Annotated in this window: 22 protein-coding genes; 7 read left to right on the top strand and 15 right to left on the bottom strand. The window is 62.4% G+C overall.

Going from position 1 to position 25,662, the window contains the following annotated elements:
* Positions 1–77: 77 nt before the first annotated feature.
* Complete coding sequence (dgcA, locus tag NKJ20_RS03480; protein ID WP_352742599.1) at positions 78–1,061, top strand: N-acetyl-D-Glu racemase DgcA; 984 nt, start codon at positions 78–80, stop codon at positions 1,059–1,061.
* Here dgcA and NKJ20_RS03475 read toward each other — a convergent pair.
* On the bottom strand, positions 1,032–2,249 hold the full coding sequence (locus NKJ20_RS03475) for an MFS transporter (RefSeq protein WP_352742597.1): 1,218 nt from the start codon (positions 2,247–2,249) through the stop codon (positions 1,032–1,034). The two genes, dgcA and NKJ20_RS03475, sit on opposite strands and share 30 nt — an antisense overlap.
* A 127-nt stretch (positions 2,250–2,376) precedes the next feature.
* The gene (locus NKJ20_RS03470) at positions 2,377–3,198 is read right to left on the bottom strand and encodes a UDP-2,3-diacylglucosamine diphosphatase (RefSeq protein WP_352742595.1); all 822 of its coding nucleotides are present in this window, start codon (positions 3,196–3,198) and stop codon (positions 2,377–2,379) included.
* A gap of 120 nt (positions 3,199–3,318) precedes the next feature.
* Here NKJ20_RS03470 and NKJ20_RS03465 point away from each other — a divergent pair, with 120 nt between their 5' ends.
* Positions 3,319–4,098, top strand: a complete 780-nt coding sequence (locus NKJ20_RS03465) for an SDR family oxidoreductase (RefSeq protein WP_352502482.1) — start codon at positions 3,319–3,321, stop codon at positions 4,096–4,098.
* A gap of 141 nt (positions 4,099–4,239) precedes the next feature.
* Here the strand turns inward: NKJ20_RS03465 and NKJ20_RS03460 are convergent, their stop codons facing one another.
* Both NKJ20_RS03460 and NKJ20_RS03455 read right to left on the bottom strand, forming a co-directional pair.
* Positions 4,240–4,905 carry a hypothetical protein gene (locus NKJ20_RS03460; protein WP_352448725.1) on the bottom strand — a complete coding sequence of 222 codons (666 nt, stop codon included), beginning with the start codon at positions 4,903–4,905 and terminating at the stop codon, positions 4,240–4,242.
* A gap of 24 nt (positions 4,906–4,929) precedes the next feature.
* On the bottom strand, positions 4,930–6,330 hold the full coding sequence (locus tag NKJ20_RS03455; RefSeq protein WP_352448724.1) for a selenium-binding protein SBP56-related protein: 1,401 nt from the start codon (positions 6,328–6,330) through the stop codon (positions 4,930–4,932).
* A gap of 399 nt (positions 6,331–6,729) precedes the next feature.
* On the opposite strand from NKJ20_RS03455, the gene NKJ20_RS03450 reads away from it, so the two are divergent.
* Positions 6,730–9,054 carry an NADP-dependent malic enzyme gene (locus NKJ20_RS03450; RefSeq protein ID WP_352742592.1) on the top strand — a complete coding sequence of 775 codons (2,325 nt, stop codon included), beginning with the start codon at positions 6,730–6,732 and terminating at the stop codon, positions 9,052–9,054.
* A gap of 12 nt (positions 9,055–9,066) precedes the next feature.
* Here the strand turns inward: NKJ20_RS03450 and NKJ20_RS03445 are convergent, their stop codons facing one another.
* Complete coding sequence (locus NKJ20_RS03445; RefSeq protein WP_352742590.1) at positions 9,067–9,687, bottom strand: DUF1287 domain-containing protein; 621 nt, start codon at positions 9,685–9,687, stop codon at positions 9,067–9,069.
* 23 nt (positions 9,688–9,710) lie between these two features.
* On the opposite strand from NKJ20_RS03445, the gene NKJ20_RS03440 reads away from it, so the two are divergent.
* Together NKJ20_RS03440 and NKJ20_RS03435 are read left to right on the top strand one after the other, a co-directional pair.
* On the top strand, positions 9,711–9,926 hold the full coding sequence (locus tag NKJ20_RS03440; protein ID WP_352448721.1) for a hypothetical protein: 216 nt from the start codon (positions 9,711–9,713) through the stop codon (positions 9,924–9,926).
* A 27-nt stretch (positions 9,927–9,953) separates the two neighbouring features.
* Positions 9,954–11,165 carry a DUF2865 domain-containing protein gene (locus tag NKJ20_RS03435; RefSeq protein WP_352742588.1) on the top strand — a complete coding sequence of 404 codons (1,212 nt, stop codon included), beginning with the start codon at positions 9,954–9,956 and terminating at the stop codon, positions 11,163–11,165.
* Here NKJ20_RS03435 and gltX read toward each other — a convergent pair.
* From gltX to NKJ20_RS03410, 5 genes are all read right to left on the bottom strand, one after another.
* Complete coding sequence (gltX, locus tag NKJ20_RS03430) at positions 11,083–12,456, bottom strand: glutamate--tRNA ligase (protein WP_352742586.1); 1,374 nt, start codon at positions 12,454–12,456, stop codon at positions 11,083–11,085. The two genes, NKJ20_RS03435 and gltX, sit on opposite strands and share 83 nt — an antisense overlap.
* A gap of 133 nt (positions 12,457–12,589) precedes the next feature.
* The gene (locus NKJ20_RS03425) at positions 12,590–14,395 is read right to left on the bottom strand and encodes an ABC transporter ATP-binding protein (RefSeq protein ID WP_352742584.1); all 1,806 of its coding nucleotides are present in this window, start codon (positions 14,393–14,395) and stop codon (positions 12,590–12,592) included.
* 382 nt (positions 14,396–14,777) lie between these two features.
* Complete coding sequence (locus NKJ20_RS03420) at positions 14,778–15,191, bottom strand: GNAT family N-acetyltransferase (RefSeq protein WP_352619846.1); 414 nt, start codon at positions 15,189–15,191, stop codon at positions 14,778–14,780.
* Between the two features lie 27 nt (positions 15,192–15,218).
* Positions 15,219–16,901 (bottom strand): NAD+ synthase, encoded by a 1,683-nt coding sequence (locus NKJ20_RS03415; RefSeq protein ID WP_352540624.1) that lies wholly within the window; start codon positions 16,899–16,901, stop codon positions 15,219–15,221.
* 65 nt (positions 16,902–16,966) lie between these two features.
* Complete coding sequence (locus NKJ20_RS03410; protein WP_352540625.1) at positions 16,967–17,680, bottom strand: DNA-3-methyladenine glycosylase I; 714 nt, start codon at positions 17,678–17,680, stop codon at positions 16,967–16,969.
* Between the two features lie 83 nt (positions 17,681–17,763).
* Here NKJ20_RS03410 and NKJ20_RS03405 point away from each other — a divergent pair, with 83 nt between their 5' ends.
* Both NKJ20_RS03405 and NKJ20_RS03400 read left to right on the top strand, forming a co-directional pair.
* A complete protein-coding gene (locus NKJ20_RS03405) occupies positions 17,764–18,327 on the top strand; it encodes a DUF1003 domain-containing protein (RefSeq protein ID WP_023680015.1) in 564 nt (187 codons plus the stop codon).
* Positions 18,324–18,911: a DedA family protein gene (locus NKJ20_RS03400; RefSeq protein ID WP_352448714.1), complete on the top strand. Its 588-nt coding sequence runs from the start codon at positions 18,324–18,326 to the stop codon at positions 18,909–18,911. Before NKJ20_RS03405 ends, NKJ20_RS03400 begins: the two co-directional genes overlap by 4 nt.
* Before the next feature lie 3 nt (positions 18,912–18,914).
* On the opposite strand, the gene NKJ20_RS03395 is transcribed toward NKJ20_RS03400, so the two are convergent.
* The 5 genes from NKJ20_RS03395 to mfd form a co-directional block, all read right to left on the bottom strand.
* A complete protein-coding gene (locus NKJ20_RS03395) occupies positions 18,915–19,502 on the bottom strand; it encodes a hemerythrin domain-containing protein (RefSeq protein WP_352448713.1) in 588 nt (195 codons plus the stop codon).
* A 100-nt stretch (positions 19,503–19,602) separates the two neighbouring features.
* Entirely contained in the window at positions 19,603–19,962 is a 360-nt protein-coding gene (locus tag NKJ20_RS03390) for a diacylglycerol kinase (RefSeq protein ID WP_352742581.1), read from the bottom strand.
* A 76-nt stretch (positions 19,963–20,038) separates the two neighbouring features.
* Entirely contained in the window at positions 20,039–20,458 is a 420-nt protein-coding gene (locus NKJ20_RS03385) for a GFA family protein (protein ID WP_352448711.1), read from the bottom strand.
* A 149-nt stretch (positions 20,459–20,607) separates the two neighbouring features.
* Positions 20,608–21,981, bottom strand: a complete 1,374-nt coding sequence (locus NKJ20_RS03380; protein ID WP_352742579.1) for a class II 3-deoxy-7-phosphoheptulonate synthase — start codon at positions 21,979–21,981, stop codon at positions 20,608–20,610.
* 179 nt (positions 21,982–22,160) lie between these two features.
* Positions 22,161–25,658 carry a transcription-repair coupling factor gene (gene mfd / locus NKJ20_RS03375; RefSeq protein ID WP_352742577.1) on the bottom strand — a complete coding sequence of 1,166 codons (3,498 nt, stop codon included), beginning with the start codon at positions 25,656–25,658 and terminating at the stop codon, positions 22,161–22,163.
* Positions 25,659–25,662 lie beyond the last annotated feature (4 nt).

The following is a 25,662-nucleotide window of genomic DNA, read 5'->3' as shown; positions in this document are numbered from 1 at the left end:
GCGTCCTGTTTAGCCTGACGGGGCCGACCTGTCGATTTGCCGATATCCTCCTTGTTGCACAGCCGGAGCAGAAAAATATGGCGCGTGTCATTTCGGTCGAGGCCGAGCGCTTTCCGATAGCCGGGACCTTTACCATTTCGCGCGGCTCGAAGACCGAAGCGGAGGTGATTTCCTGCGCCATCACCGAAAACGGCCGTACAGGACGCGGCGAATGCGTCCCTTACAAGCGCTATGGCGAAACCATGGAGGATGTGCGCGACGCGATCGAGGCGATGCGCAGCGAGATCGCGCGCGGCATCAGCCGCATCGCCCTGCTCGATGCCATGCCTGCCGGCGCGGCACGCAGTGCCATCGACTGCGCGCTCTGGGACCTGGAAGCGAAGATCAGCGGAACACCCGTGGCGCATACGATACGAACCGTTCCGTTACGACCGCTTGAGACGGCGTATACATTGTCGCTCGCCGAGCCGGAGGCGATGGCGGGGCAGGCCCGCGCTAACGCCCAGCGCCCGCTACTCAAGGTCAAGATCGGCGGCGACAACGACATCGCGCGCATCCGTGCAGTGACGGCGGCAGCACCCGACAGCCGAATCATTCTCGACGCCAATGAGGGCTGGAATGACGACAATATCGTCGCAAACCTCGCCTTTGCCGCCGAGCACGGTATCGCCTTGATCGAACAGCCGCTGCCGGCGGGACATGACGGTATTCTTCGCCACATCGCACATCCGGTACCGATCTGTGCCGACGAAAGCGTGCACGAGGCGAAGGACCTTGAAGCGCTTGTCGGCCTTTACGACGCCGTCAACATCAAGCTCGACAAATCGGGTGGCCTGACCGCTGCACTCGTGCTTCGCGACCGCGCCCGGGAACTGGGTCTTGGTGTCATGGTCGGCTGTATGGTCGGCACATCGCTTGCGATGGCGCCGGCCGTGCTGTTGGCGCAGGATGCCGATTTCGTCGATCTCGACGGTCCGCTGCTGCTGGCCCGCGACCGCGTTCCCGGTCTCGTCTACCAAGGTTCGCTGGTGTCACCGCCCGAGCGGGCGCTGTGGGGCTGAACGCGCGGCAAGCCCGATCAGAGCCAGGCCCGTCAGGGCGATCGGGATCATCGCAAAGAAGCCATTCGCGCCGAAGCGGTCGTAAAGAGGACCGGAAATCAGCGTCGCCGCCGCCATGAAGAAGCCATTGGAGAAGTAGGCGATGCCTTGCGCCGCCCCGGTGCGTTCTTCCGCGACCGTCTCACCGATCATCTTTTGCAGGCCGATCAGCACCAGCGCCACCGAAACCACGTGCAGCGTCTGGATCGCGAAAAACCCGCCAACGCCAAGCCCAAGCGGCCAGATCAGCGGAAAGGCGAACCAGCGCACGATCGCGCCGATCCCGGCAATCAGCATGATCGAGACGACCGAGAAGGAGGCGAAAGCGCGGGTGAAAACGACGAACATGCATATCTCGGCGACGACGCCCCACCCCCACAGAAGCCCGACAACCGAATCGCTGATGCCGATCGACTTCCAGTAGATCGACACGAAACCGTAGAGAAATGCGTGGCTGGCGGTGATGACGCCGACGCCTGTCGAAAAATAGAGGAAGTACCGGTTGAGGAGTTTCGGTGCCGATTGCTGGATATCGGCGGCCGAAAGCGGCGAGGCGCGGCGTGGACGGCCAAGGCGCGGCGCAATCAGTCCGGCGGCTAGCGCGGCACACAGCGCCGCGAAGATGATCACCGGGACAGCCTGGGCACCGCTCGCCGACAGGATGAAACCGCCGGCGAGATTGGCACAGAGATAGGAGATCGAGCCCCATTTGCGCATGCTTGCGTAATTCGAGCCGAAGCGGCGAACACCTGAAAGGGCGAGCGAATCGGCAATCGGCGAATGCGGCGTCCAGACGACCGTCAGGGCCAGCGACACGGCAAGTACCGTTGCGTAGGTCGGCGGCAGGAGGTAGCCGGCGGACAGGATCAGCGATGCGGCGACCAGCGCAACATAGACATTGGCGCGGTCGCTCGCTTTGTCTGCCAGCGCAGTAAGAAAAGGCGTCGTCGCCACGCGCAGGAACATCGGCGCGGCGAGGATCACGGCTATCTGTTCGGCATGGAACCCCTTCGCCTGCAGCCACAGCGGGAAATACGGCACATGCGTCCCGAGCGGAACGAAGAGCGTAAAGAAGATCAAGCTCATGCGCAGTTCGAAATGGCGTGGCTTGACGAGCTGTTCGGGCGAAAGCGGCGGCAGCGAGGACATTGACAGGCGATCCGTCGGCACGGCATTCAGCCGGGTCGGCCCGCCACACCTGCCGCTGCTTAACACGGCGAAAAAGTCGATGAAACCGCTGGACTAACCGATTGAAGCGAGATGCGGCCGGATTTGGTCAAGCCGCCTGGACTGCCCTGCCCTTGATGTCGATCGGCACGAGCACCTCGCTGCCGACCGGAGTCTCCGGCAGGACATGCGCCCAGTGCAGGATCTCCATCCTGCCGTCAAAATGCTCGACCACCGCCGTGCAGCTCTCCACCCAGTCGCCCGTGTTGATGTATTGCACGTCCTCATAGCTTTCGATCGCGGCATGGTGGATGTGCCCGCAGATCACGCCGTCGACATGCGAGCGGCGCGCCTCCTCGGTCAGCACGGTCTGGAACGAGCCGATGAAATTCACCGCCTTCTTGACCTTGACCTTGGCCCAGGACGAGAACGACCAGTAAGGCAGGCCGAGCACCTGGCGCAGACGTGTGATGACGCGGTTGAGCAGGATCGCCGCGTCGTAGGCATAGTCGCCGAGATAGGCCAGCCAGCGCGCATTATGGACGACGGTGTCGAACTGGTCGCCATGGATGACAAGAAGGCGTTTGCCGTCGGCGGTCTCGTGGATGGCGCGGTCGGCGACGACAATGCCGCCGAAATGAACGCCCTGGAACTGTCGCGCGAACTCGTCATGGTTGCCGGCGATGTAGGTGATGCTGGCGCCCTTGCGCGCCTTGCGCAGCAATTTCTGGATCACGTCGTTATGGCTTTGCGGCCAATGCCAGCTTCGTCTCAGGCGCCAGCCGTCGACGATGTCGCCGACGAGATAGATGATATCGGCATCGTGATGGCGCAGGAAATCGATCAGGAATTCGGCCTTCGCCGCCTTCGATCCGAGATGGACGTCGGAGATGAACATGCTGCGGAAAGTGCGAGGCTCTGCGCCGGACATCATTTGTCACCGTTGCTTTCGCCTGAGCCTATGCTCCGATTCATGCAACAACCGTATGACGGTTGCGATTGGTCCAGCCATCCGGATAGGTTGCCGCGGCAATCAGAGGAGAAAATCACCATGGATCTCGGCATTCGCGGCAAGAAGGCCATCGTCTGCGCTTCGAGCAAAGGCTTGGGACGCGGCTGCGCCATGGCACTGGCAGAGGCAGGTTGCGATCTGGTGATCAATGGCCGCAACGCCGACGTGCTGGCCAAAACCGCCGCTGAACTGCGCGAGAAATTCGGCGTCAAGGTGACCGAAATCGTCGGCGACGTATCCAAGCCCGATGTCCAGAAGGCGCTGCTTGCCGCCTGCCCCGATCCCGACATCCTCGTCAACAACAATGGCGGTCCGCCGTTTCGCGATTTCCGCGCGCTCGACCGCGAAAAGATCCTCGAGGGCGTCACCCAGAACATGGTGACCCCTGTCGAACTGGTTCAGGCCGTGATCGACGGCATGGCGGCGCGCGGCTTCGGCCGCATCGTCAACATCACCTCGCTGTCGGTCTATGTGCCTATCCCCGGCCTCGACCTGTCGTCCGGCGCCCGCGCCGGCCTCACTTCGTTCCTCGCCGGCGTCGCGCGCACGGTGATCGACCGCAATGTGACGATCAACAACATGCTGCCGGGAAAACTCGATACCGACCGGCTGCGCGGCCCGCACGAGGCCGGCACGCCCGAAGATCCGGCCGCCGCCGCCGCGCGCAAAGCGCAAGCAGCAGCCAACGTTCCGGCCAAACGGCTCGGTACACCGGAGGAATTCGGCCAGATCTGCGCCTTCCTGTGCTCGGTTCATGCCGGTTACCTGACCGGGCAGAACATACCGGTCGACGGCGGCCTCTACGTCAGCGCGTTTTAGTGGCAGAATCCAAGGCTTGGTTACCCTCTGGACGGCGGAAGAACGACCCTTTGCGGTTGTTGGGTTGCGAGCGCCGCATGATGCGATCTGATCTTTCCTGACATCCGGAGAAGGGAGAATTCCTTTGCCAATGCATGCAACCTACCGAGCGAATCCGATACTCGCGATCCCAATTCCCCCCACCAGGATCAGGCTCACGGCCCACACAGTGTCGAGATTGAACCAGCTTTGTGAGATGAACTTGGGTCCGAGCCATCGATAGACGGCAATGGCGATAACACCGCCGCTTACAATCATCGCGGCCGTATGGACTACGGAGACGGCGGTGGCGGTGATCAGATTACCTGCCATGAGCGTGATAGCCGCCTGGTGTCCAACATCGAGATCGCCTGCCTGGCACAGGCCGAGATAAATCGGCACCAGCATCAGCCCGGCGCCATGCGCGGTGGCGGCCGCGAAGGACCACAAGGCCAGTTGTGCCGGCGGGATACGGGCAAGAACACGCGGGTGGCGCCGGTTGATCAGGAGATAGATCCCGGCTGCGATCACAATCAATCCCGCCGCGATGCGAATCTGTCGTTCCCAGACGATGAGCGTCAGCATCGCGCCGAAGGGCAGCAGGATACCGATCATCGCCACAAAGTGGCCCATTGCCAAAAGGCCGAGCGCCCGGAACAATTCGCCGGCACGTCTGTCCAAAAGTCCGGTCGAAACGGCCAACGGCCAGCCCATGCCAGGATTGATACCGTGATAAATACCGCTGGCGACGACGGCCAGCCAGAGACCGGCCGTCGTCCACTCGCTCATCGCTTCATTGACCCGGGCAGTCGGTTACACCGACGGATAGCAGAACGAATCCGTCGAGCAATCGCCGCCTTCCAGACGAATCTGGTGGGAGCGATACCCCTCGGGGAATTCGACATAAAAGTTCTTGTCCAGGGTGATCCCACCGTTCTCGCCGACATTGGCCTTGACCATGGCTGCCGGAATACCATCGCGATAGAACTGGTCGTCCCAAGTCGAATACAGGGAGTTGGTCCAGTAAACGCGTTTGCCGTCGCGGCTGATCTCGACCATCTGCGGTCCGCCCCTGTAGTCGCCGCCGCCGGGATGCTTGGTCTTGCGCGTGATGCCGCCAATATGGATGGACCCTGCAAGCTTAGGCTTCATCGGATCGGTCACATCGTATTGGCGCATCTCGCCGGTGCCCCAGCAGGATACGTAGAGGAATCGGTCATCGAGCGACAGGTCGATGTCGGTTACTAGCGGCGGCACCGCCTCGAAGCCCTGAAGCAACGGCGGCAGGTCATCCTTGGCGGCTGCCTCGGGCGGGATGGTCGCCGTCTTTTCGCAATGGAATTTGCCGCCCTCGCGCCACCAGGTCCAGATCGATCCCTCGAGGTTTGTCGTGTCGACGACCACTCCAAGGAAACCGTATTCCTTGACCGGGTCATGGGCGGGGCGGACTTCCAGCGCCATCTGGTGGTTGGCGCCCAGATCGATGGTCTGCACGTTCCTACGTTCGCGCAAATTCCAGAAATGCACCCGGTGTCCATATTTGTTCGACAGGAGGTCTTCAGGCACGATGCCCTGCTCGAACTGGGGCGGAAGGGCCCACTCGCTCGACACCATGTAGTCGCGTGGCAGGTTCCACCAGAAATCATATTGCTTGTCCTGCGGCCCGCGATCGATCTCGTAGCGCCCGATGACGTCGAACGTCTGGCAATCCATGACAAAGATGCCGGGAGGTCCGTCGGTGCCGTCAGGGCCACCGCCCCCAAGCGTCGAGACATAAATACCTTCCGGACCGCAGTGAATCGTATGAGGCCTGGAATAGCCCGTCTTGGCAAACACCTCTTCTGGCTCGATGACCTTGTGGATCTTGGCCTTGGTCGGTCCGCCCTTGGTGTCTATGACGTAAATGCGCGAAGATCGAATACCGGGAATGATCAGAAAGCGGCGCTCGAGAAACGGGTGACCATTCAGCGGCGAAAGGGCCGACGAGCACGCGTTCCAGCCGAAATGGTGAAACTCGTCGCCTTTGTTCGGCATTATCACGCTATGGACGACCTTGCCGTAGTCCTTCGACTTCGGGTTTACGTCAACTATGGCTAGTCCATCTGGCTGAGAGAAGTCGGGACTCAACATCAAAGTGTAGGCAAAATTTTCGACTGGCGCCTGCATTGCGAGCTTGGCAGTCGCGTGGAAAGTCGGGTCTGGCCGTACAGTCATTGTCGTCCTCCCTTGGCAGGTTAAGCAGTCCGACCGACAATCAGGGGCACGATCTGTGACGCGTTTGGATGTCCGCCGAAAACGTCGGGGCGCTTTGTTGTTCGCACGCTATTTCGTGCGACTTTTCGAAGAATCTCACGGATTTTGGAGAACTGCAATGTCGACTTGTTTCGCCGCGAGGCCTCTGTGAGTGACGAGCGCCACCAGACATTCGAACTGGGCGGCGTACCTCGCCGCAGCACCCCGCCTATCGCCCCAACATCTCAATGGCAGACCGCACAGGAGGGCGGGGGTGCAAGCCGTAAGCTCGCGCTTGCGACATATCACCCCTCGAAAAGGCTCGGCTGCATGCTAAGAGACTCAAAACATCAAACGGACTGAACTGAGGAGGCGGCCGTCATGACAGGCGAAAGCAAGAAGGCGGCCCGATCCGACCTCGACGAAGCCGCCCTCTACTTCCACAAGCACCCGAGGCCCGGAAAGCTCGAAATCCAGGCAACGAAGCCCCTCGGCAACCAGCGCGACCTGGCGCTCGCCTATTCGCCCGGCGTGGCGGCGCCCTGTCTGGAGATCCGCGACAATCCGGCAACCGCGGCCGACTATACGGCGCGCGCCAATCTGGTCGGCGTCGTCTCCAACGGTTCGGCGGTGTTGGGCCTCGGCAATATCGGCCCGCTCGCCTCCAAGCCGGTGATGGAAGGCAAGGCGGTGCTGTTCAAGAAGTTCGCCGGCATCGATGTCTTCGACATCGAGATCGACGCACCGGGCATCGAGCGCATGGTCGAGACGATCTCGGCGCTGGAACCAACCTTCGGCGGCATCAACCTGGAAGACATCAAGGCGCCTGAATGCTTCGAGGTCGAGGAGCAGTTGAAAGCGCGCATGGGCATACCGGTCTTCCATGACGACCAGCACGGCACCGCCATCATCGTCGCCGCCGCCGTGCTCAACGGGCTGGAATTCGCCGGCAAGTCCATCTCGGACATCAAGATCGTCACGTCAGGCGCCGGCGCTGCGGCGCTTGCGTGCCTCAACCTTCTGGTCTCGCTCGGCGCGCGGGTCGAAAACATCTGGGTCACCGACCGGTTCGGCGTCGCCCATAAGGGCCGCGTCGAGGAGATGGACCGCTGGAAAGACCCTTATGTGAAGGACACCGAAGCGCGCACGCTGGCCGACGTTCTGCCCGGCGCCGACGTGTTTCTCGGCCTGTCTGCCGCCGGCGTGCTGAAACCGGAATTGCTGCACCACATGGCGCCCAAGCCGCTCATCCTGGCGCTGGCCAACCCCAATCCCGAGATCATGCCGGAAGCGGCACGTGCAGCACGGCCCGACGCGATGATCTGCACGGGCCGCTCCGATTTCCCCAATCAAGTCAATAACGTACTCTGTTTTCCTTATATCTTCCGTGGCGCGCTGGACTGCGGAGCCAGCGCCATAAACGAGGAGATGAAGATGGCTGCGGTGCGGGCGATCGCAGCCCTTGCCCGCGAAGAGCCGTCCGATGTCGCCGCCCGCGCCTATTCCGGCGAGACGCCGATCTTCGGTCCTGAGTTCCTGATCCCCTCGCCTTTCGATCCGCGGCTGATCCTGCGCATTGCCCCTGCCGTCGCCAAGGCAGCCTGCGAGACCGGCGTCGCGACCCGGCCGATCACCGATTTCGCCGCCTATATCGACAAGCTGAACCGCTTCGTCTTCCGCTCCGGCCTGGTCATGAAGCCGGTATTCTCGATGGCCAAGACGTCGAGCGCCAAGCGCGTCATCTATGCCGACGGCGAGGACGAGCGCGTGCTTCGCGCCGCGCAGGTCGTGCTCGAGGAAGGCATTGCCGAACCGATCCTGATCGGCCGCCCGCATGTCATCGAGGTGCGGCTGAAGCGCTACGGGCTGCGCATCAAGCCGGGCGTCGATTTCGGCTTGATCAACCCGGAAGACGATCCGCGTTACCGTCACTACGTCGATCTCTTGATCGAGCTTGCCGGCCGGCGTGGCGTGACGACGGAAGCGGCGCGCACCATGGTGCGCACCGACAATACGGTGATCGCCGCCCTTGCCCTGAAACGCGGCGATGCCGACGCCATGGTCTGCGGCCTCGAAGGCCGTTTCGAGCGCCATTTGCGCAACGTCACGCTGATCATCGGACCGCGCGCCGGCATTAGGGATCGCGACCTGTCGACGCTTTCGATGCTGATCTCGCAGCGAGGCATCATTTTCCTCACCGATACCCATGTCTCGGTCGACCCGACCGCCGAGGAGATTGCGGAAATGACCGTTCTGGCGGCCGAGGAGATTCAGCGTTTCGGCATCGAGCCCAAGGCAGCCCTGCTTTCGCATTCGGATTTCGGCTCCCGCGATTCGCCAAGCGCCATGAAGATGCGGCAGGCAGCGGCAATCCTGGCGCGCATCGCGCCCGACCTGCAATGCGACGGCGAGATGCATGCCGACTCGGCACTGTCGGAACAGCTGCGCCAACGCGTCTATCCGCATTCGCGGCTGAAGGGCGAAGCCAATCTGCTGGTGTTTCCCAATCTCGATTCGGCGAACATCACGCTGACGGCACTGCGCACAATGATGGACGCGCTGCATGTCGGCCCGATCCTGCTCGGCACCGATAGCCCGGCGCACATATTGACCCCGTCGGTCACGTCGCGCGGCGTCGTCAACATGACGGCACTGGCCGTGGTGGAAGCCGCGCACAAGGCGCAAGCCATCGTCGATCTGGGGTAGCCGCGGGCTTTCTCAGATTGGCCTGAACCGGAAATGCCCTGTCTGCCTGAAGGCAAACAAAGTGTCCTCTTCCCTGGCGCCGCCGCCGATATTGTGAATGACCAGTCTTCTTGTCGGTACCAATGTGGAGCGATTGGACGACACGATGGCAATATGCGACAGATTGCCGGGCAGCATCTGGGCGATGAGATCCCCTGGCCGATAGTCGGCCGGGTCTTGGCTGACGGGCAAGGCAGCACCGCGCCGCTCGAAATAGACCGCAAGGTTGGGCACACGGCGGTGGTCGATGTTGCGGTCGGGCGCTTTCAAGCCCCAAACCTTCGGATAGGCGGCAAAATTGGCCCGCATATCCTCATGCACCAGCTCTTGCAGATCGACATCGAAGGCGCGGCGATAGGCACGGATCACGACATCCGTGCACACACCCCGCTCGGGCTCAACGTCCCCGCCCGGATAGGCCAGGCGTGTATAGGTCGGATCGTAGAGTGTGGTGACGCCGATCTGCTCACGGGCGGCTTCGACCAATTTGGTGCCCCAATCCGGCGTGATGGGCTTTTCCTGCGCCATGGCAACCGGCATCGCCAGGCACAAAAGACCAAATTGCAGTGCGGCTCGACGGGTAATCGCGGTCATGCCAAGCCTCCGGGCATTGCTGGATGCAGGCATTCTTCTGGGCGAATACGCCTTTTTTCGTGCAACGCCAGGATGTCGCGGTTCTGGCTCTGTCCGAATATGTCGTGTGGCGTGGTCGATATGACAGCACCGTCGTGATCGAAGCCGCGCACTGGCGCAAGCCATCGCCGATTTGGGCTGAAGCTGGAATCGGCGGTATGCTAAACAAACGGTTAACCGCAAGCGCGGTAGCTTTCTGAACGACAGGCAGGCGGAGTTTCGGAGGGATGACGGGCGCATGTTGGAAGCTGACGCGTGCCGCCGCGCTGCTCGGTGCCCTGCTACTGTGCGACATTGCCGTCACTCAGGCGCAGGCCGCTCCGCGCCTCTGCCGCCAGCTTGAAGCCGATCTTGCCGCCGCTTCTCGTGGTGGCGGCGGCAAACCGGCCTTGCTCAGGAAATATGACGACGCAATCGTCCGGCAACGCCAGCAGATTTCAAAGGCCGTCAGCCAGGCCAGCAGCGCCGGCTGCGGCTTTTCGCTGTCTCGCCGCAACGCCAACGCATGCGCGGCACTTGACGCCACCATCGATCGCATGGCAGCCAATCTCGACGCCCTGCAGGCCAAGCGCGCCGACCTTGCCGGCGGTGGTTCGCGACGCGATCGCGCGCGCATATTGACGTTGCTTGACGCCAATGGCTGCCGCGATGATGCGGCGCCGCCGACGCCCGCACCGGTCCGCGAAGCCAGCCGTGAAAACGGCCACCGAAACCTGCTCGACCAGCTTTTGGGCAGTGACACAAGTGAACCGGGCGCGCCCGACCAGCCTGAAGGGCCCAGCCAGGCCGAAGAGCTAAGCCAGCCGGGCAACATCCGCACCATGCTCAACAACGCCGACATGGGCCAGCCCCAAGGCGAATTCCGCACCATGTGCGTGCGCACCTGCGACGGTTATTTCTTCCCGATGTCGAATGCCGCCTCACTGGGCGATTTCGAGCGCGACCAGAAGAATTGCGAATCGAGCTGCCCCGGCACCGAAATGCAGGTTTTCTACACGCGCGGCATGAATGGCGATTCGGCGTCCATGACGTCTTCGGTGACCGGCAGGCCTTATATCGAACTGCCGACGGCCTACCTCTACAAGCAGTCCGACATGCCGCGGCCGCCGGCCTGCGGCTGCAATGCCGCGCAGAATTTCGAGATCATCGCCGGCAACCCGCCAACCCGGGAACAATCTGAGTCGAATGTAGAGAGTACCCCGTTCATGCCGCTGCCGGTTGCCAAGCCTGATCCGGGCGTCGACCCGGAGTCCTTGGCCAATGCGCAAGGCGGCCTCGACCGTGAGGCGATCAGACGCCTTGCCGTCAAGCCCGTGCCTTCGCCGACATCGCTGCCGCCGCCGGAACAGCGCAAGGTCAGGGTCGTCGGGCCAACGTTCCTTCCCGACCCAGCAGCGGCAACAGATCTGCAAGCTCCGGACCCGAAGGCTGTCCCGTAAGCGCCAGCCTGAGCGGCATGAACAGCGCCTTGCCCTTACGACCGCTCGCTTCTCGGATCTTGCCGGTCCAGTCTTTCCAGACGGCGCCGTTCCAAGGCTCCTCCGGCAGCAGTTCGAACGCCTGGCGAAGAAAGTCGCGGTCATCGTCGGAAAACTCCGCCGGCTCCTCTGGACCGTCTCGAAGCGTACGCCACCAGATCGCCGCATCAGCCAGCCTGTCGAGATTGCCGCGCACCGCCAGCCAGAAAGGCTCGGCCTGTTCGCCAGAGATGCCGAGCACGATCAGCCGGTCGCGCGCCTCGGAAAACGGCATGTGGTGCAGCAACGTGCGGTTGAGCACGAAGAGCTCGTCCGGATCGAATTTGGCGGCGGATTTCGATGTTGCAGCCGGATCGAAGCGCTCGGCAAGTTCAGCCATCGTCGGCACCGCCACGACGTTTTCCGAGGTACCGACGAGCACCGCCAGCGAAGCGACCGCCATTGGCTCGATGCCGCTCTCACGCAGGCTCTGGATGGACAGCGCGCCGGTGCGCTTGGAAAGCCCCTCGCCTGATGCTGTTGTCAGAAGATTGTGGTGGCCGAACACCGGCGGCTCGGCGCTGAGCGCCCGGAACAGGGCTATCTGGACGCCGGTATTGGTGACGTGGTCGTCGCCACGAATGACATGGCTGACGCCCATTTCGATGTCGTCGATCACCGAAGGCAGCGTGTAGAGATAGGTGCCGTCCTCGCGCCGCAAAACTGGATCTGAAAGCGAGGCGAGGTCGACGGTCTCCTCGCCGCGCACCAGATCGTTCCAGTGGATTTCAGTGCGCTCCGGCTGCAGCGGATCGCCGGTGAAGTTGGGCAGCAGAAAGCGCCAGTGCGGCCGCCGGCCATCGGCCTCATATTCCGCGACCTGCTCGGGTGCCAGCGTCAGCGCCTCGCGGCCATAGACTGGCGGCAGACCACGCGTGCGGCGCACCTTGCGCCTCAGGTCGAGCTCTTCAGGTGTCTCATAGCAGGCATAGACGAGGCGCGCCTCCTTCAGTCTTTCCAGTGCGGCATCATAGATTTCGACCCGCCGCGACTGATACTCCGTGGCGTCGGGGAAGATGCCCAGCCAATGCAGGTCGTAAAGGATGGCGTCGGAAAATTCCTGCGTCGAACGGGCAACGTCGGTATCGTCGAAGCGCTGGATGAAGCGGCCCTTGTTCTTGATGGCAAACAGCCAATTGAACAAAGCGGTGCGCGCATTGCCGATATGGATGCGGCCGGTCGGTGACGGGGCGAAACGGACGGTAACTGTCATGAGCGGGGCGTACCGGATGGTTTTGCTGTTGACAAGACGCGCCCCCGCGCTCGGCGGCAGACATAGAACATGACGAAGGCGAAGAAAAGACTGCAGCGCCACGCGTCCATCAGGACGCGCGGCGCCGCAACCGTCAGATCACCATGCTTTTGGTCAGCTCAAGCGCCTGGCGTTCGAACAGCCGGCGGTAGATGCCGCCTTGCAGCCGGATCAGCTGGTCATGCGAGCCCTCTTCGACGATGCGGCCGCGATCGAACACCAAAAGCCTGTCCAGCGCCCGCACCGTCGACAGCCGGTGGGCAATGACCAGCGTCGTGCGGCCGACCATCAACCGCTCCATCGCCTGCTGGATCAGCACCTCCGATTCCGAATCGAGACTCGACGTTGCCTCATCCAGGATGAGAATGCGCGCATCGGCAAGAAAGGCGCGTGCGATTGCAACGCGCTGACGCTCACCACCCGATAGCTTTACGCCACGCTCGCCGACCAGCGTGCCATAGCCTTTCGGCAAATTGGCGATGAAGTCATGCGCGCTGGCCAACCGCGCCGCGTGCTCGATCTCGGCCTGCGTGGCGGCCGGCCGGGCATAGGCGATGTTTTCGGCCAGCGACCGGTGAAACAGGATCGGCTCCTGCTGGACAATGGCGATCTGTGCGCGCAGCGACGCCTGCGCGACACCGGCAATGTCCTGGCCGTCGATCAGGATATTTCCCGCGGTCACGTCATAGAGGCGCTGGATCAGCTTGACGAATGTCGTTTTGCCGGAGCCCGAATGGCCAACCAGCCCGACCCGCTCGCCCGGCGCGATGTCCACCGAAAAGTCGCGATAGAGCGGCAGGCGGTGGCTGCCATAATGGAACGTGACATTGTCGAAGGTGATACGGCCATCGGTGATCCGGATCGGTTTGGCGCCGGGCCGATCCTCAATGCCGAGTGGTTCGGACTGGAAGTCGACCAGTTCCTCCATGTCGTTGATCGAGCGCTGCAGATTGCGGATATGTGTGCCGATGTCGCGCAGATAGCCTTGCAGCACGAAGAATGAGGTCAGCACGAAGGCGACATCGCCGGCGCTCGCCTGCCCCCACGACCACAACAGCAGGGAGAACCCGATGACCGCTGCCCTCAAAAGCAGCAGCATCGTCCCTTGCGTGGTGCCGTTGACGGTGCCGCGCATCCAGGTGCGGCGCGTGCGACCGCGCCATTTGGCGACGACCTCGGCAAGCCGCGTCTCCTCGCGTTCCTCGGCGCCAAAACCCTTGACCACGGCGTTGCAGCTCACCGCATCGGCCAGCGAGCCGCCAAGCCGTGTATCCCACGCATTGGCAAGCCTTGCCGCGGGCGCGACATAGCCAAGCGACAGCATCGTCGTCACCGCGATGAACAGAACCGAACCGGTGGCGACGACAGCACCCATCAGCGGCCAGAACCAGCCAAGCAGCAGCGTCGAGCCGACGAGCATGACGACCGATGGCAGCAGCGCGATCAGGATCGTGTCGTTGAGCAGGTCGAGCGCCCACATGCCGCGCGTTATCTTGCGCACCGTCGATCCGGCGAAGCTGTTGGCATGCCAGTCGGTGGAAAAGCGCTGGACGCGGTGGAAGGCGTCGGCGGCAATATCCGCCATCATCTTCAACGTCAGCTCGACGATGGCCATGAAGGCGAGATTGCGCAGCACGACACCGGTGAGCGCCAGCGCCACCAGCATCGAAAAGGCAGCCATCGCCGCATTCCATGCGGCATCGTCGGCTGTGGCACTACTGGCAACGGCGTCGACCAGCCGGCCGGAATAGAGCGGCGTCAGCACGTCGGCCAAGGTCGACAGCAGGAACGTGCCCATAATGCCGGCAAGCCGCCACGGCTGACGTCGCCAATGGCTGAGCGTGAAGCCAAGAACGCTGCGAAAGGCGCCCGCGCGCAAATCTATTCGAAAACGAGTCATGATGTCATTCGGGCGCAAACGAGCCCGATCCCACGAAAGTAGAAATTGAAAAACCGCGTCGGCGCCGTTTGGCGCCCGGAGATGCGGAGGTTTGGCGTATTTGGCGGCCCTGTAGAGGGGCGGCGACCGGCAGCGGCGAAATACCTGCCTCGGTTCAGCCTTGCCGCGAGGCTATCTCGCGGCGCACTGACCAAGACCTAGGCTTCGCGGCCTCGCATAACGATGTCAAATCCTGGCATTCGGTTCCTCCTGAAGGGGAATCGCGGAGAGGTGTTTATAGAGACGCCTCAACGCCGCGCCAAGTCAGTAGATAGCCAAAAGCGCATCTGGTCCAAGCAGTGAGACGATTTTGCAACAATCGCGGGTTGTGCGCTGCCTCTGTTCAGGTTGCCGGGATACGGTCGAAGCGCATATAGCGGCCGTCGGTGGAAGGCCTGAAGCCGAGCTTTTCGTAAACCGCATGGGCGTCGTTGGTCGACAGGCTCCAATGCGTGACCGTCTTGACGTCCGAGTGGTCGATAAGCGCCTGGACAAGCCGGGTTCCGATGCCTTGTCCGCGATACCCGGGCCAGACAATTATGTCGGCGAGATAGGCAAATACCGTACGGTCGGTGATCGCCCGGCCGAAGCCGACCTGATTGCCGCCGACATAGGCGCCGACGCACAGTGAGTTGGCGAAGGCGCGGCGGTGCAGTTCGTCGCTGCGGCCACTGCCCCAATAGCTCTCCTTCAAAATGTCGGACGTCGCCCGGAAGTCGATCCGCGACGGGTCAAAGCTGATTTCAAGGTTGGCCATGGCTAAACCGTTAAACAGGCCAATCGCCTACCCGCCATCCCTGAACCGGTTGGTAATGGGATAGCGGCGGTCGCGGCCGAAATTCTTCCTGGTGATCTTCACACCGGGCGCCGCCTGCCGGCGCTTGTATTCGGCGACGTAAAGCAGGTGCTCGACGCGCGTCACCGTCGCCCGGTCATGGCCGCGCGCGACGATGTCGTCGACACCCATCTCGTTTTCGATCAGGCACTCCAATATGTCGTCGAGCACCGGATAGGGCGGCAGCGAATCCTGGTCCGTCTGGTTCTCTCGCAGTTCCGCCGAGGGCGCCTTGTCGATGATGTTGTTCGGGATCACCTCGCCGGACGGACCGAGCGCACCCGGCGGCACATGCGCGTTGCGCCAGCGCGACAGCGCATAGACCTGCATCTTGTAGAGGTCCTTGATCGGATTGAAGCCGCCATTCATGTCGCCATAGAGCGTCGCGTAGCCGACCGACATCTCGCTTTTGTTGCCGGTGGTGACCACCATCGAGCCGAACTTGTTGGAAATCGCCATCAGGATGGTGCCGCGGGCCCGGCTCTGCAGGTTTTCCTCGGTGATGCCTTCCTTGGTGCCCTCGAAAAGCTGTGTCAACGTGTGCAGGAAACCCTCGACTGGCTCGAAGATCGGCACGATGTCGTAGCGGCAGCCGAGCGCGCGGGCGCAGTCCTCGGCATCCTTGAGCGAGTCCTTCGAAGTGTAGCGGTAAGGCATCATCACGGCGCGCAGCCGTTCCTCGCCGAGCGCATCGACGGCAAGTGCCGCGCAGATCGCCGAATCGATGCCGCCGGAGAGGCCGAGCACGACATTCTTGAAGCCGTTCTTGTTGACGTAATCGCGCAGGCCCAACATGCAGGCGCGATAGTCGGCCTCCTCCTTTTCCGGGATTTTCGACATCGGTCCGTCAGAGCAGACCCAGATGTCATTCTTTCGCTTCCAGGTGGTGACGTTGACCGTCTCCTCGAACTGGCTCATCTGGAAGGCCAGCGTCTTGTCAGAACCTATGGCAAACGATGCGCCATCGAAAACCAGCTCGTCCTGGCCGCCAAGCTGGTTGGCATAGATAATCGGCAGTCCGCATTCGATGACCTGGCGGATGACGATCTGGTGGCGGACGTCGACCTTGCCGCGGTAATAGGGCGAGCCGTTCGGGACCAGCAGGATTTCCGCGCCGCTTTCGGCCAGCGTCTCGCAGACGGCAACCTCGCCCCAGATATCTTCGCAGATCGGCACTCCCACGCGCACGCCGCGGAAATTGACCGGCCCCTGGATCTCGGGGCCGGCCTGGAAGACGCGCTTCTCGTCGAACTCACCGTAATTCGGCAGATCGAGCTTGTAGCGTTCGGCAAGGATCTTGCCGCCATCGGCAAAGATGATCGAATTGTGCGTGCCGGTCTTGCGCTTCAACGGCGTGCCGATGACGAAACCCGGGCCGCCGTCGGCGGTATCGCCGGCGAAATCCTCCGCCGCCCGCTCGCAGGCCTTCAGGAAGGCGGGCTTCAGCACCAGATCCTCAGGCGGATAGCCGGCAAGGAAAAGCTCGGTAAACAGCACGAGGTCGGCGCCTTGGCGGGCGGCATCCGCCCTCGCCTCGCGTGCCTTGGCAAGATTGCCGGCGACGTCGCCGACCGTCGGATTGAGCTGGGCGACGGCGATGCGCAATATGTCTGGAGCGGTCTTGTCTGTCATGCCCGTGGGTTTAGCGCGGCAAAATTCGTCGGGCAATGGCGTTCGTTTGGACCAAACAGTCGATCCTATTCGCCCATATATTCGCGCAAGGCTTCCGGCGGATGGTTCTCGCCGATCGACATTGCCAGAATGCGCGAAATGTGCCGGCGCGGCAGCCCGGTTTCCGCCGCCCAGGCGTTTATCTGCACTTGGATCTTGCCCAGGTCCTTCTTCGATGTCGGGCTCTGCGCGAGGTCGAGCCCGGCGTCGCGCAGCGCTGCCGCCATGTCGGCCGAGACGATGAAGGCGTCCCACTCCAGCCAGCGCAGAAAATACTGGCCGGTATTGCCGCCGAGCCGGCTGCCGTGCTTGCCGAGATAGGCCATCAATCCGACCTGGTCATCCGCCGGCCAATTGGCCAGGAACTTGCCGAAGCTGCCATGCTCCTTCGACACGCGCTCGACGAAGGCTGCGTTGTCGCGTACGGATTTGATCTTCTGCGGATTGCGGACGATGCGCTTGTCGGCTGTGAGATCGTGCCAGAAATCGTCAGGCTGGAACAGCAGCCGCTTCGGCTCGAAGCCAAGAAATGCTTCCTCGAAACCCGGCCATTTCTGCTCGATGACGCGCCAGACAAAGCCGGCGGCAAAAACCCGCTCGGCCATGGTCGACAGGATCCGGTCGTCCGCAATCTTTGCCACCGCGGCATTATCGGGCATAGGACCCAGCAGCGACGTCAGCGCTGCCTCACCGCCTTTGCGCTTCGCTGCACGGGCGCGAATTTTCTGAAAATCCACCATTGTTTCCTGATCCCATCGCGTCAATCTACCACTTCCCGTATGAACCGGCAGCTTCTACCTCATCGCTGACGACGGAGGCGACGATGAACAAAACGATCGAGGACCTGGCAAGCCGCTGGCTGAAGCGAAAGCCGGACGGCCTCAGCGCGCTCGAAAGTCGGGTACTGCAATCTACGCTCGAGCGCACCACGATCTCCAAGGACACCAACAAGGCCGTCGCCTTTCACCAGACGTTTGGAGATCGCCTGGCCGACACCATCGCCCGGATCGGCGGCTCGTGGTCCTTCATCCTGGCATTCATTGGCTTCCTGATCCTGTGGACGGCAGGCAATGTCTGGCTCTTGTCGCGCGCCGCCTTCGATCCCTATCCCTTCATCTTCCTCAATCTCGTGCTTTCCATGGTTGCCGCCCTGCAGGCGCCAGTGATCATGATGGCGCAGAACCGCCAGACGGAGCGCGATCGAATCGACGCCGCGCACGACTATGAGGTTAATCTCAAGGCCGAGATCGAGATCATGGCGTTACACGAAAAGCTCGACGAACTGCGCCACAGCCAGATCATCGGCATGCGAGACGAGATCGCCCGGCTGGCCGAGCAGGTGAAGCGCATCGACGACATTCTGTCGAAGCAGCGAACGTCTTCATGACGGAAGTCATCCATCGTCTCATTGAGCAATATGGGCTGGTCGCGGTTTTTCTGGGCTGCGTCGCCGAGGGCGAAAGCGCCGCCATTCTCGGCGGTTTTTTCGCGCATCAGCATGTCTTCGTCCCGTGGCAGGCCTTCCTCGCGGCGGCGCTCGGCGCCTTCGGTGGCGACACGTTCTTCTTCATCTTGGGACGGAGCTTCGCCGACCATAAATTCGTGATCAGGCTCCGAGCCCGGCCGGGCTTCAGCCACGCCTACCGCCTTGTCACCTCTCATCCCAACATTTTCGTGCTGTCGAACCGTTACATCTATGGCCTGCGACTGGTCGGCGGAATCGCGGCCGGGCTGTCGGGCATCGCCGCGGCGCACTTCATCATCCTCAACGCCATCTCGTCGGTAGTCTGGGCGGCACTGTTCTGCACTGTCGGTTATGTCTTCGGGCTGGGCGCGGAGCACATCGTCGGCCAGGCGCTGGCCCGCCACGAGCGGTTGCTGATCGCTCTGGCAATCGGCCTCGTTGTGGCCATCCTCGGCTGGCTCGCGGCCCATATCGTCGCCAAGAAGGAACTCCACAAGGGAAGCTGATCGTCAATCAATGCCGAGCGCACGATCACCCTTCTCGAGGATCAGCGGAATGATCAGGTCTTCCTCGTCGGCAAGATGCCGGGTCAACATGGCGATCAGCCGGCTGTTCTCGTCAGCATAGGCATCGGCGGCGAAACGCTGTTTGTCTTCGCTCTCCTGAAGCGTGCGGATGAAGGCATTTGCCGCCTGGGCATTGCGCTCCAGTCCCTCATGGATTGTGTGGTGATCGGCATCCAGGATTTCGAAGCCGCGCTTCAGACGGGTCTCGGCCCTGGCGAAGACCGGGAAATAATGATGGTCCTCGACATTGTGGTGGCCGTCGAGATTGCCGAGGAAATGGTTGAGGCGCGGCGCGAACCAGCGCGCGAATTCCTGCGCGTTCAGCCTACCATCCCGATAATCGCCAATACCACTGGTGAGCATGCCGCCAAGCTCGCGGAACATGTCGTGCCGCTGCAGCCACATATTGGCTATGCCGTGGATGTTGGCATGCGCCTGCCAGACCTCGCGTGGAAATTTTTCAACCAGCCAGCGAAGATCGTCCGGCAGGCCCTCACGTTCGAGCAGCAGAAATCCGGCGGTATCGGCCATATCGGTTTCCTCAGACCATGATCCCGAAAGTGGTACCGGTCTTCGGAAAAGATCATGGTCAAAACGAGAGATGCAGTGACGGCATGTAGTGTCTGAAACCTCAGATCGGTACCCCGAGGATCCGCTCGATGACGGCGACGCCCCAGACGCCGGCAGCGATCGCCACCGAAATCAGCACCGCCAGCGAACCGCAATCCTTGGCCAGTTGGATATCGATGTTGAATTCGCGGCTGAACGCGTCGCATGCCGCCTCGATGCCGGTGTTCAACACCTCGATCATGATCATGAGCAGCACCGCGCCGATCAGCAACGCATAGCCGCGCCACGATTCCGAAAGGAACCAGCCGAGCGGCAAGGCAAGCACGAGCAGTGTCAGCTCCAGCTGGAAAGCCTCCTCGCTGGCCGCCAGTTTGCGAAACGCCCGCACCGAATTGTAAAAAGCGTCGATCAGCCGCTGCATACCAAAACCCTTCGGAATCACCGGCAGGGGATTAGCGCAATGGCTGGACCAAGGGAATAAGGCGACCTCTTCAAAATCAGTCGCCTGCCACCTTGATCGACGGCGTCGACTTCTCGAACTGCGGCAGCCCATCATCGATGGCGTAATAATCGCCCTTGTCGCCGACGAAGATATGGCATTCTCCTTGAAGCCCGGTTGGCGCGTCGAACAGCCCTGCCATGACCGAAACATAGCCGTCATCGCTCGGCTTCCAGAACAGCAGAGAGCCGCATGTCTTGCAGAAGCCGCGCCTGGCGAACGAAGAGGCCTCGTACCAGGTGATGCTCTCCGCGCCGGTGATTGTGATGTCGCGGTCGGCAACGTTGGCCGCCGCATAAAAATGCCCGCTCTGCTTCCGGCACTGCGAGCAATGGCAGTAGACGACACCGCGTAGCGGTCCTCGTGTCTGGAACCGCACTGCCCCGCACAAGCATGATCCGCAGTGACTGTCAGTCATGTCGGCCTCCCGATGCAATTGCCATCGCCTGGCAGGATTCCAGTTTTGCGCGCGTTAGGCACGAGCAAATGCGACACCGGCGGGATTGAATAGAAAAAGCGCCGGTTTTCGCCCGGCGCTTCTTCAATGACATCACAGTTCAGATCGTATCAGCCATTGACGGCCTGCTTGTGCTGCACCGGATGGGTCTTCTTGAGCAGATCGGAGACCAGGAACGCCAACTCGATCGCCTGGTCAGCGTTGAGGCGCGGATCGCAATGGGTGTGGTAGCGATCCTGCAGCTCTTCGGCGGTGATGGCGCGGGCGCCACCGGTGCATTCCGTGACGTTCTTGCCGGTCATCTCGACATGGATGCCGCCCGGATGCGTGCCTTCGGCGCGATGCACCTCGAAGAAGGTCTGCACCTCCTTCAGGATGCGGTCGAACGGCCGTGTCTTGTAGCCGGCGGCCTCGATGGTGTTGCCATGCATCGGGTCGGACGACCACACCACGCTGCGGCCTTCCTTCTGCACCGCGCGCACCAGCTTCGGCAGGTGGTCAGCAACCTTGTCGGAACCGAAACGCGCGATCAGCGTCAGCCGGCCGGGCTCGTTCTCCGGATTGAGCAGGTCGATGAGCTGCAACAGGCCATCCGGCGTCAGCGACGGGCCACATTTCAGGCCGAGCGGGTTCTTGATGCCACGGCAGTATTCGACATGGGCATGGTCGGGCTGGCGCGTGCGATCGCCGATCCAGATCATGTGGCCGGAGGTGGCGTACCAGTCGCCGGAGGTCGAATCGACGCGGGTCAGCGCCTCCTCATAGCCGAGCAGCAACGCTTCGTGGCTGGTGTAAAAATCGGTCTCGCGCAGCGCGTAATTGGTCTCCGAGGTGATGCCGACGGCCTTCATGAAGTCCATCGTCTCGGTGATGCGGTTGGCGAGCGACTCGTATTTCTCCCCCTGCGGGCTGTCGGACACGAAGCCAAGCATCCATTGATGCACGTTCTCCAGGCTGGCATAGCCACCTTGGGCGAAGGCACGCAAAAGGTTGAGCGTCGCCGCCGACTGGCGGTACGCCATCTCCTGTCTTGCAGGATCGGGAATGCGCGACTTGGCGTCGAACTCGATGCCGTTAATGATGTCGCCGCGATAGCTCGGCAGCGTCACACCGCCCTTGGTCTCATTGTCGGACGAGCGCGGCTTGGCAAACTGGCCGGCGACACGGCCGACCTTCACCACCGGCTGCGCGCCGGCGAAGGTCAGTACCACCGACATCTGCAGGAAGACGCGGAAGAAGTCGCGGATATTGTCGGCGCCATGCTCGGCGAAGCTCTCGGCGCAATCGCCGCCCTGCAGAAGGAATGCGTCTCCGGCAGCGACGGTCGCAAGCTGCTTCTTCAGCTTGCGTGCCTCACCTGCAAAAACCAACGGCGGAAACGTGGCAAGCTGGGCTTCCGTGTTCCTCAGCGCGGCAAGATCCGGATAGGCAGGAACCTGCTGGATCGGCTTAGCTCTCCACGAATTCGGCGACCATTTCGTCATCGAAACACCTAACGCTCTTTCACACGGACGCCATCGCCCGCCAATCCGCCCCATATGGGGTCGCGGCTCCATACACGAAGCCGATTTCCTATTCTAGACCGGAAGTGGTCGCGTGGCGAATGAGCACGGCACTGCGAAAGTGCCGGTGCGGCTGTGCCCAGAGCACCAGCGACGCGCTGCTACGCCGCCTTCTCCACCAGCCGCGCCAGCTGCGTCATGACAACCGCTGAGCCAGCCAGCCGCTTCTCGGGCGTCGCCCAGTCGCGGCTGAAGACGACGCTCTGGTCGGGTCGGATCTTGGCCAGCGAGCCCTGTTCGCCGATGAGCTTGACCAGCCCGACCGGATTGGGGAATTCCCGCTTGCGGAAATGGATGACGACGCCTTTCGGCCCGGCGTCGAGCTTCTCCACGTTGGCCTTGCGGCAAAGCGCCTTGATGAAGACGATCTTCAACAGATGCTTTACCTCTTCCGGCAGCGGCCCGAACCGGTCGATCAGCTCGGCGCCGAAAGCATCGATCTCTTCCGTATTTTCGAGATCGCCAAGACGGCGATAGAGCGCCAGCCTGAGCTGCAGATCCGGGACGTAGCTTTCCGGGATCATCACCGCCGTGCCGACGGCGATCTGCGGCGACCAGCCGCCGTCCTGCACCTCGCCGGAATCCTTCACTTCGGCCACCGCCTCCTCCAGCATCTGCTGGTAGAGCTCGAAGCCGACCTCCTTAATGTGGCCCGACTGCTCTTCGCCAAGCAGATTGCCGGCGCCGCGGATATCGAGGTCGTGGCTGGCCAGCTGGAAACCGGCGCCGAGCGTGTCGAGCGACTGCAGCACTTTCAGCCGACGCTCGGCCGTATCGGTGAGCTTGCGGTTGGCCGGCAGCGTGAACAGCGCATAGGCGCGCACCTTCGAACGCCCGACGCGGCCACGCAGCTGATAGAGCTGCGACAGTCCGAACATATCGGCGCGGTGCACGATCAGCGTGTTGGCGGTCGGTATATCGAGGCCGGATTCGACGATTGTGGTCGACAAAAGCACATCGTACTGGCCGTCATAGAAGGCGTTCATGATGTCGTCGAGTTCGCCGGGCGGCATCTGGCCGTGGGCCACGGCCACTTTCAGCTCAGGCACGGATTCGCGCAGGAAATCATGGATTTCCGCGAGATCGCTGATGCGCGGTACGACGTAGAAGGAATGGCCGCCGCGGTAGCGTTCTCTGAGCAGCGTCTCGCGGATGACCAGCGGATCGAAGGGCGAGATGAAGGTGCGCACCGCCAGGCGGTCGACCGGCGGCGTAGCGATCAGCGACAACTCGCGCACGCCGGTCAAGGCAAGCTGCAGCGTGCGTGGGATCGGCGTCGCCGACAAAGTCAGAACGTGGACGTCGGTCTTCAGATCCTTCAGCCGCTCCTTGTGCTTGACGCCGAAATGCTGCTCCTCGTCGATGATCAGCAGACCAAGATTCTTGAACGAGATCGAGGAGCCGAGCAGTGCATGCGTGCCGACGACGATGTCGATCTGGCCTAGGGCGATGCCCTTCTTGGTCTCCGCCAATTCCTTGGCGCCGACCAGCCGCGAGGCCTGGGCGACGCGGATCGGCAGGCCGGAGAAGCGCTGCGAGAAAGTCTTGAAATGCTGGCGCGACAACAATGTCGTCGGCACTACTATGGCCACCTGAAAGCCTTCCATCGCCCCAATGAAGGCGGCGCGAAGTGCAACTTCGGTCTTGCCGAAGCCGACGTCACCGCAGATCAGCCGGTCCATCGGCTTTCCGGCGCCTAGATCATCCACGACTGAATCGATCGCGGTCTGCTGGTCATCGGTCTCCTCATAAGGAAAACGCGCTGCAAACTCGCCATAGAGGCCTTCCGCCGGCACCAGCGCCGGTGCTGCCCGCATTTGCCGCTCGGCGGCAATGCGGATCAGCTGCCCGGCCATGTCGAGCAGGCGTTTCTTCAGCCGCGCCTTGCGCGATTGCCAGGCGCCACCGCCAAGCTTGTCGAGCGTCGCCTCGGCCGAATCCGAGCCATAGCGCGACAGCAGCTCGATGTTTTCCACCGGCAAGAATAGCCGATCGTCGCCGGCATAGTGGATCTCGAGGCAATCGTGAGGCGCACCAACCGCCTCGATGGTACGCAACCCGATGAAACGGCCAATGCCATGGTCGGCATGGACGACGATATCGCCTGACGACAAGGCCGAAGCCTCGGCGATGAAGTCGGACGCACGCTTCTTGCGCTTCGAGCGCCGGATCAGCCGGTCGCCGAGAATGTCCTGCTCGGCGACGACGACCAGTTTCTCGGTCTCGAAGCCGGATTCGAGCGGCAGCACGGCCAGCGCCGCCTCCCCTGGCTCAAGCTTTTCGGCTTCGGCAAGCGTCGCCACCGGCTTCAGATTGCCAAGATGATGCTCGGCAAGGATCTGACCAAGCCGGTCGAGCGAACCCTCGGTCCAGCCGGCGACGATGACGCGGCGGCGTCCAGCGCGCTCGTCGGAAATGTGTTTTACGACGACGTCGAAAACGTTGGCGTTAGGATCGGCGCGTTCCTCGACGAAGCTGCGGCCGTGGCGCGAGCCGGCATGGAACACCTTTTTCGCGCCGGCATCGGGCGCGTCGAAGGCCGTGAAATCTATCGCCTCGCGCGGGCCAAGCGAGGCAATCAGGTTCTCGGGCGACAGATAGAGCAGATCCGGCGGCACCGGCTTGTAGGGCACCGCGTCCTTCAAGGCGCCGTCGGCCTGCTTCTTGCGCGCTTCGTAGTGGTCGAGGATTAGAGTGTGGCGCTCGGCCAGTGCCTCATGCGCCAGATGGTCGAAAACCACAGGCGCATCGGGCAGGTAGTCGAAGACGGTTTCCAGCCGCTCATAGAAGAACGGCAGCCAGTGCTCCATGCCGGCAAACCGCCTGCCCTCGCTGACCGCCGCATAGAGCCCATCGTCGCGGGAGGGCGCGCCAAAGGCTTCGATGTAGGCGCGGCGGAAGCGGCTGATGGTTTCCGGCGTCAGCGCCACCTCGCTCATCGCCTGCAGCGCCATCGATTTGCGTTGGCCGATGGTGCGCTGGGTTGCGGTGTCGAAGACGCGGATCGATTCCAGCGTATCGCCGAAGAAATCGAGGCGCAGTGCCTCCGTCCAGCCGGGCGCGAAGAGATCGAGAATGCCGCCGCGCACCGCAAATTCGCCGATGCCGCGCACCGTCGGCACTCGCTCGAAGCCGGAATTCTCCAGCCGCGACACCAGCACGTTCATGTCTATCTGGTTGCCGGGTTTGGCGTGGAAGGTCTGCGCCTCGACGAGTTCAGCCGGCGGAATGCGTTGCAACAGCGCATTCGCGGTGGTGAGGACGACGGCTCGGTGCGGCTTCTTCGCCAGCGCAATCATTGCGGCCAGTGCATCGAGCCGCCTTGCGGCGGCGTCGGCGCCGGGCGAGACGCGGTCGTAAGGCAGGCAGTCCCAGGCCGGCAGTTCCAGCACCGGCAGGCCCGGCGCCGCAAAGGCAAGCGCCTCGACGATCGCCGGCAGACGCTGGCCGTCGCGTGCCACGAACAGCACCGGCTTGTCAGGGGCGATCTCGTGCGCAGCCTGCACCAGCGCAAAGGCTTCGTAGCCGTCGGCGACGCCATCGACGATGAACTGGCCGGCGCGGCCTTTCGGCAGACCGATCGTAGGGATAAGGCTCATGGCT

This window comes from Mesorhizobium sp. M0185, assembly GCF_040322175.1.
Lineage (GTDB): Bacteria > Pseudomonadota > Alphaproteobacteria > Rhizobiales > Rhizobiaceae > Mesorhizobium.
Note: the sequence above shows the minus strand (reverse complement) of the source record. Positions and strands in the feature narration are given on the sequence as shown.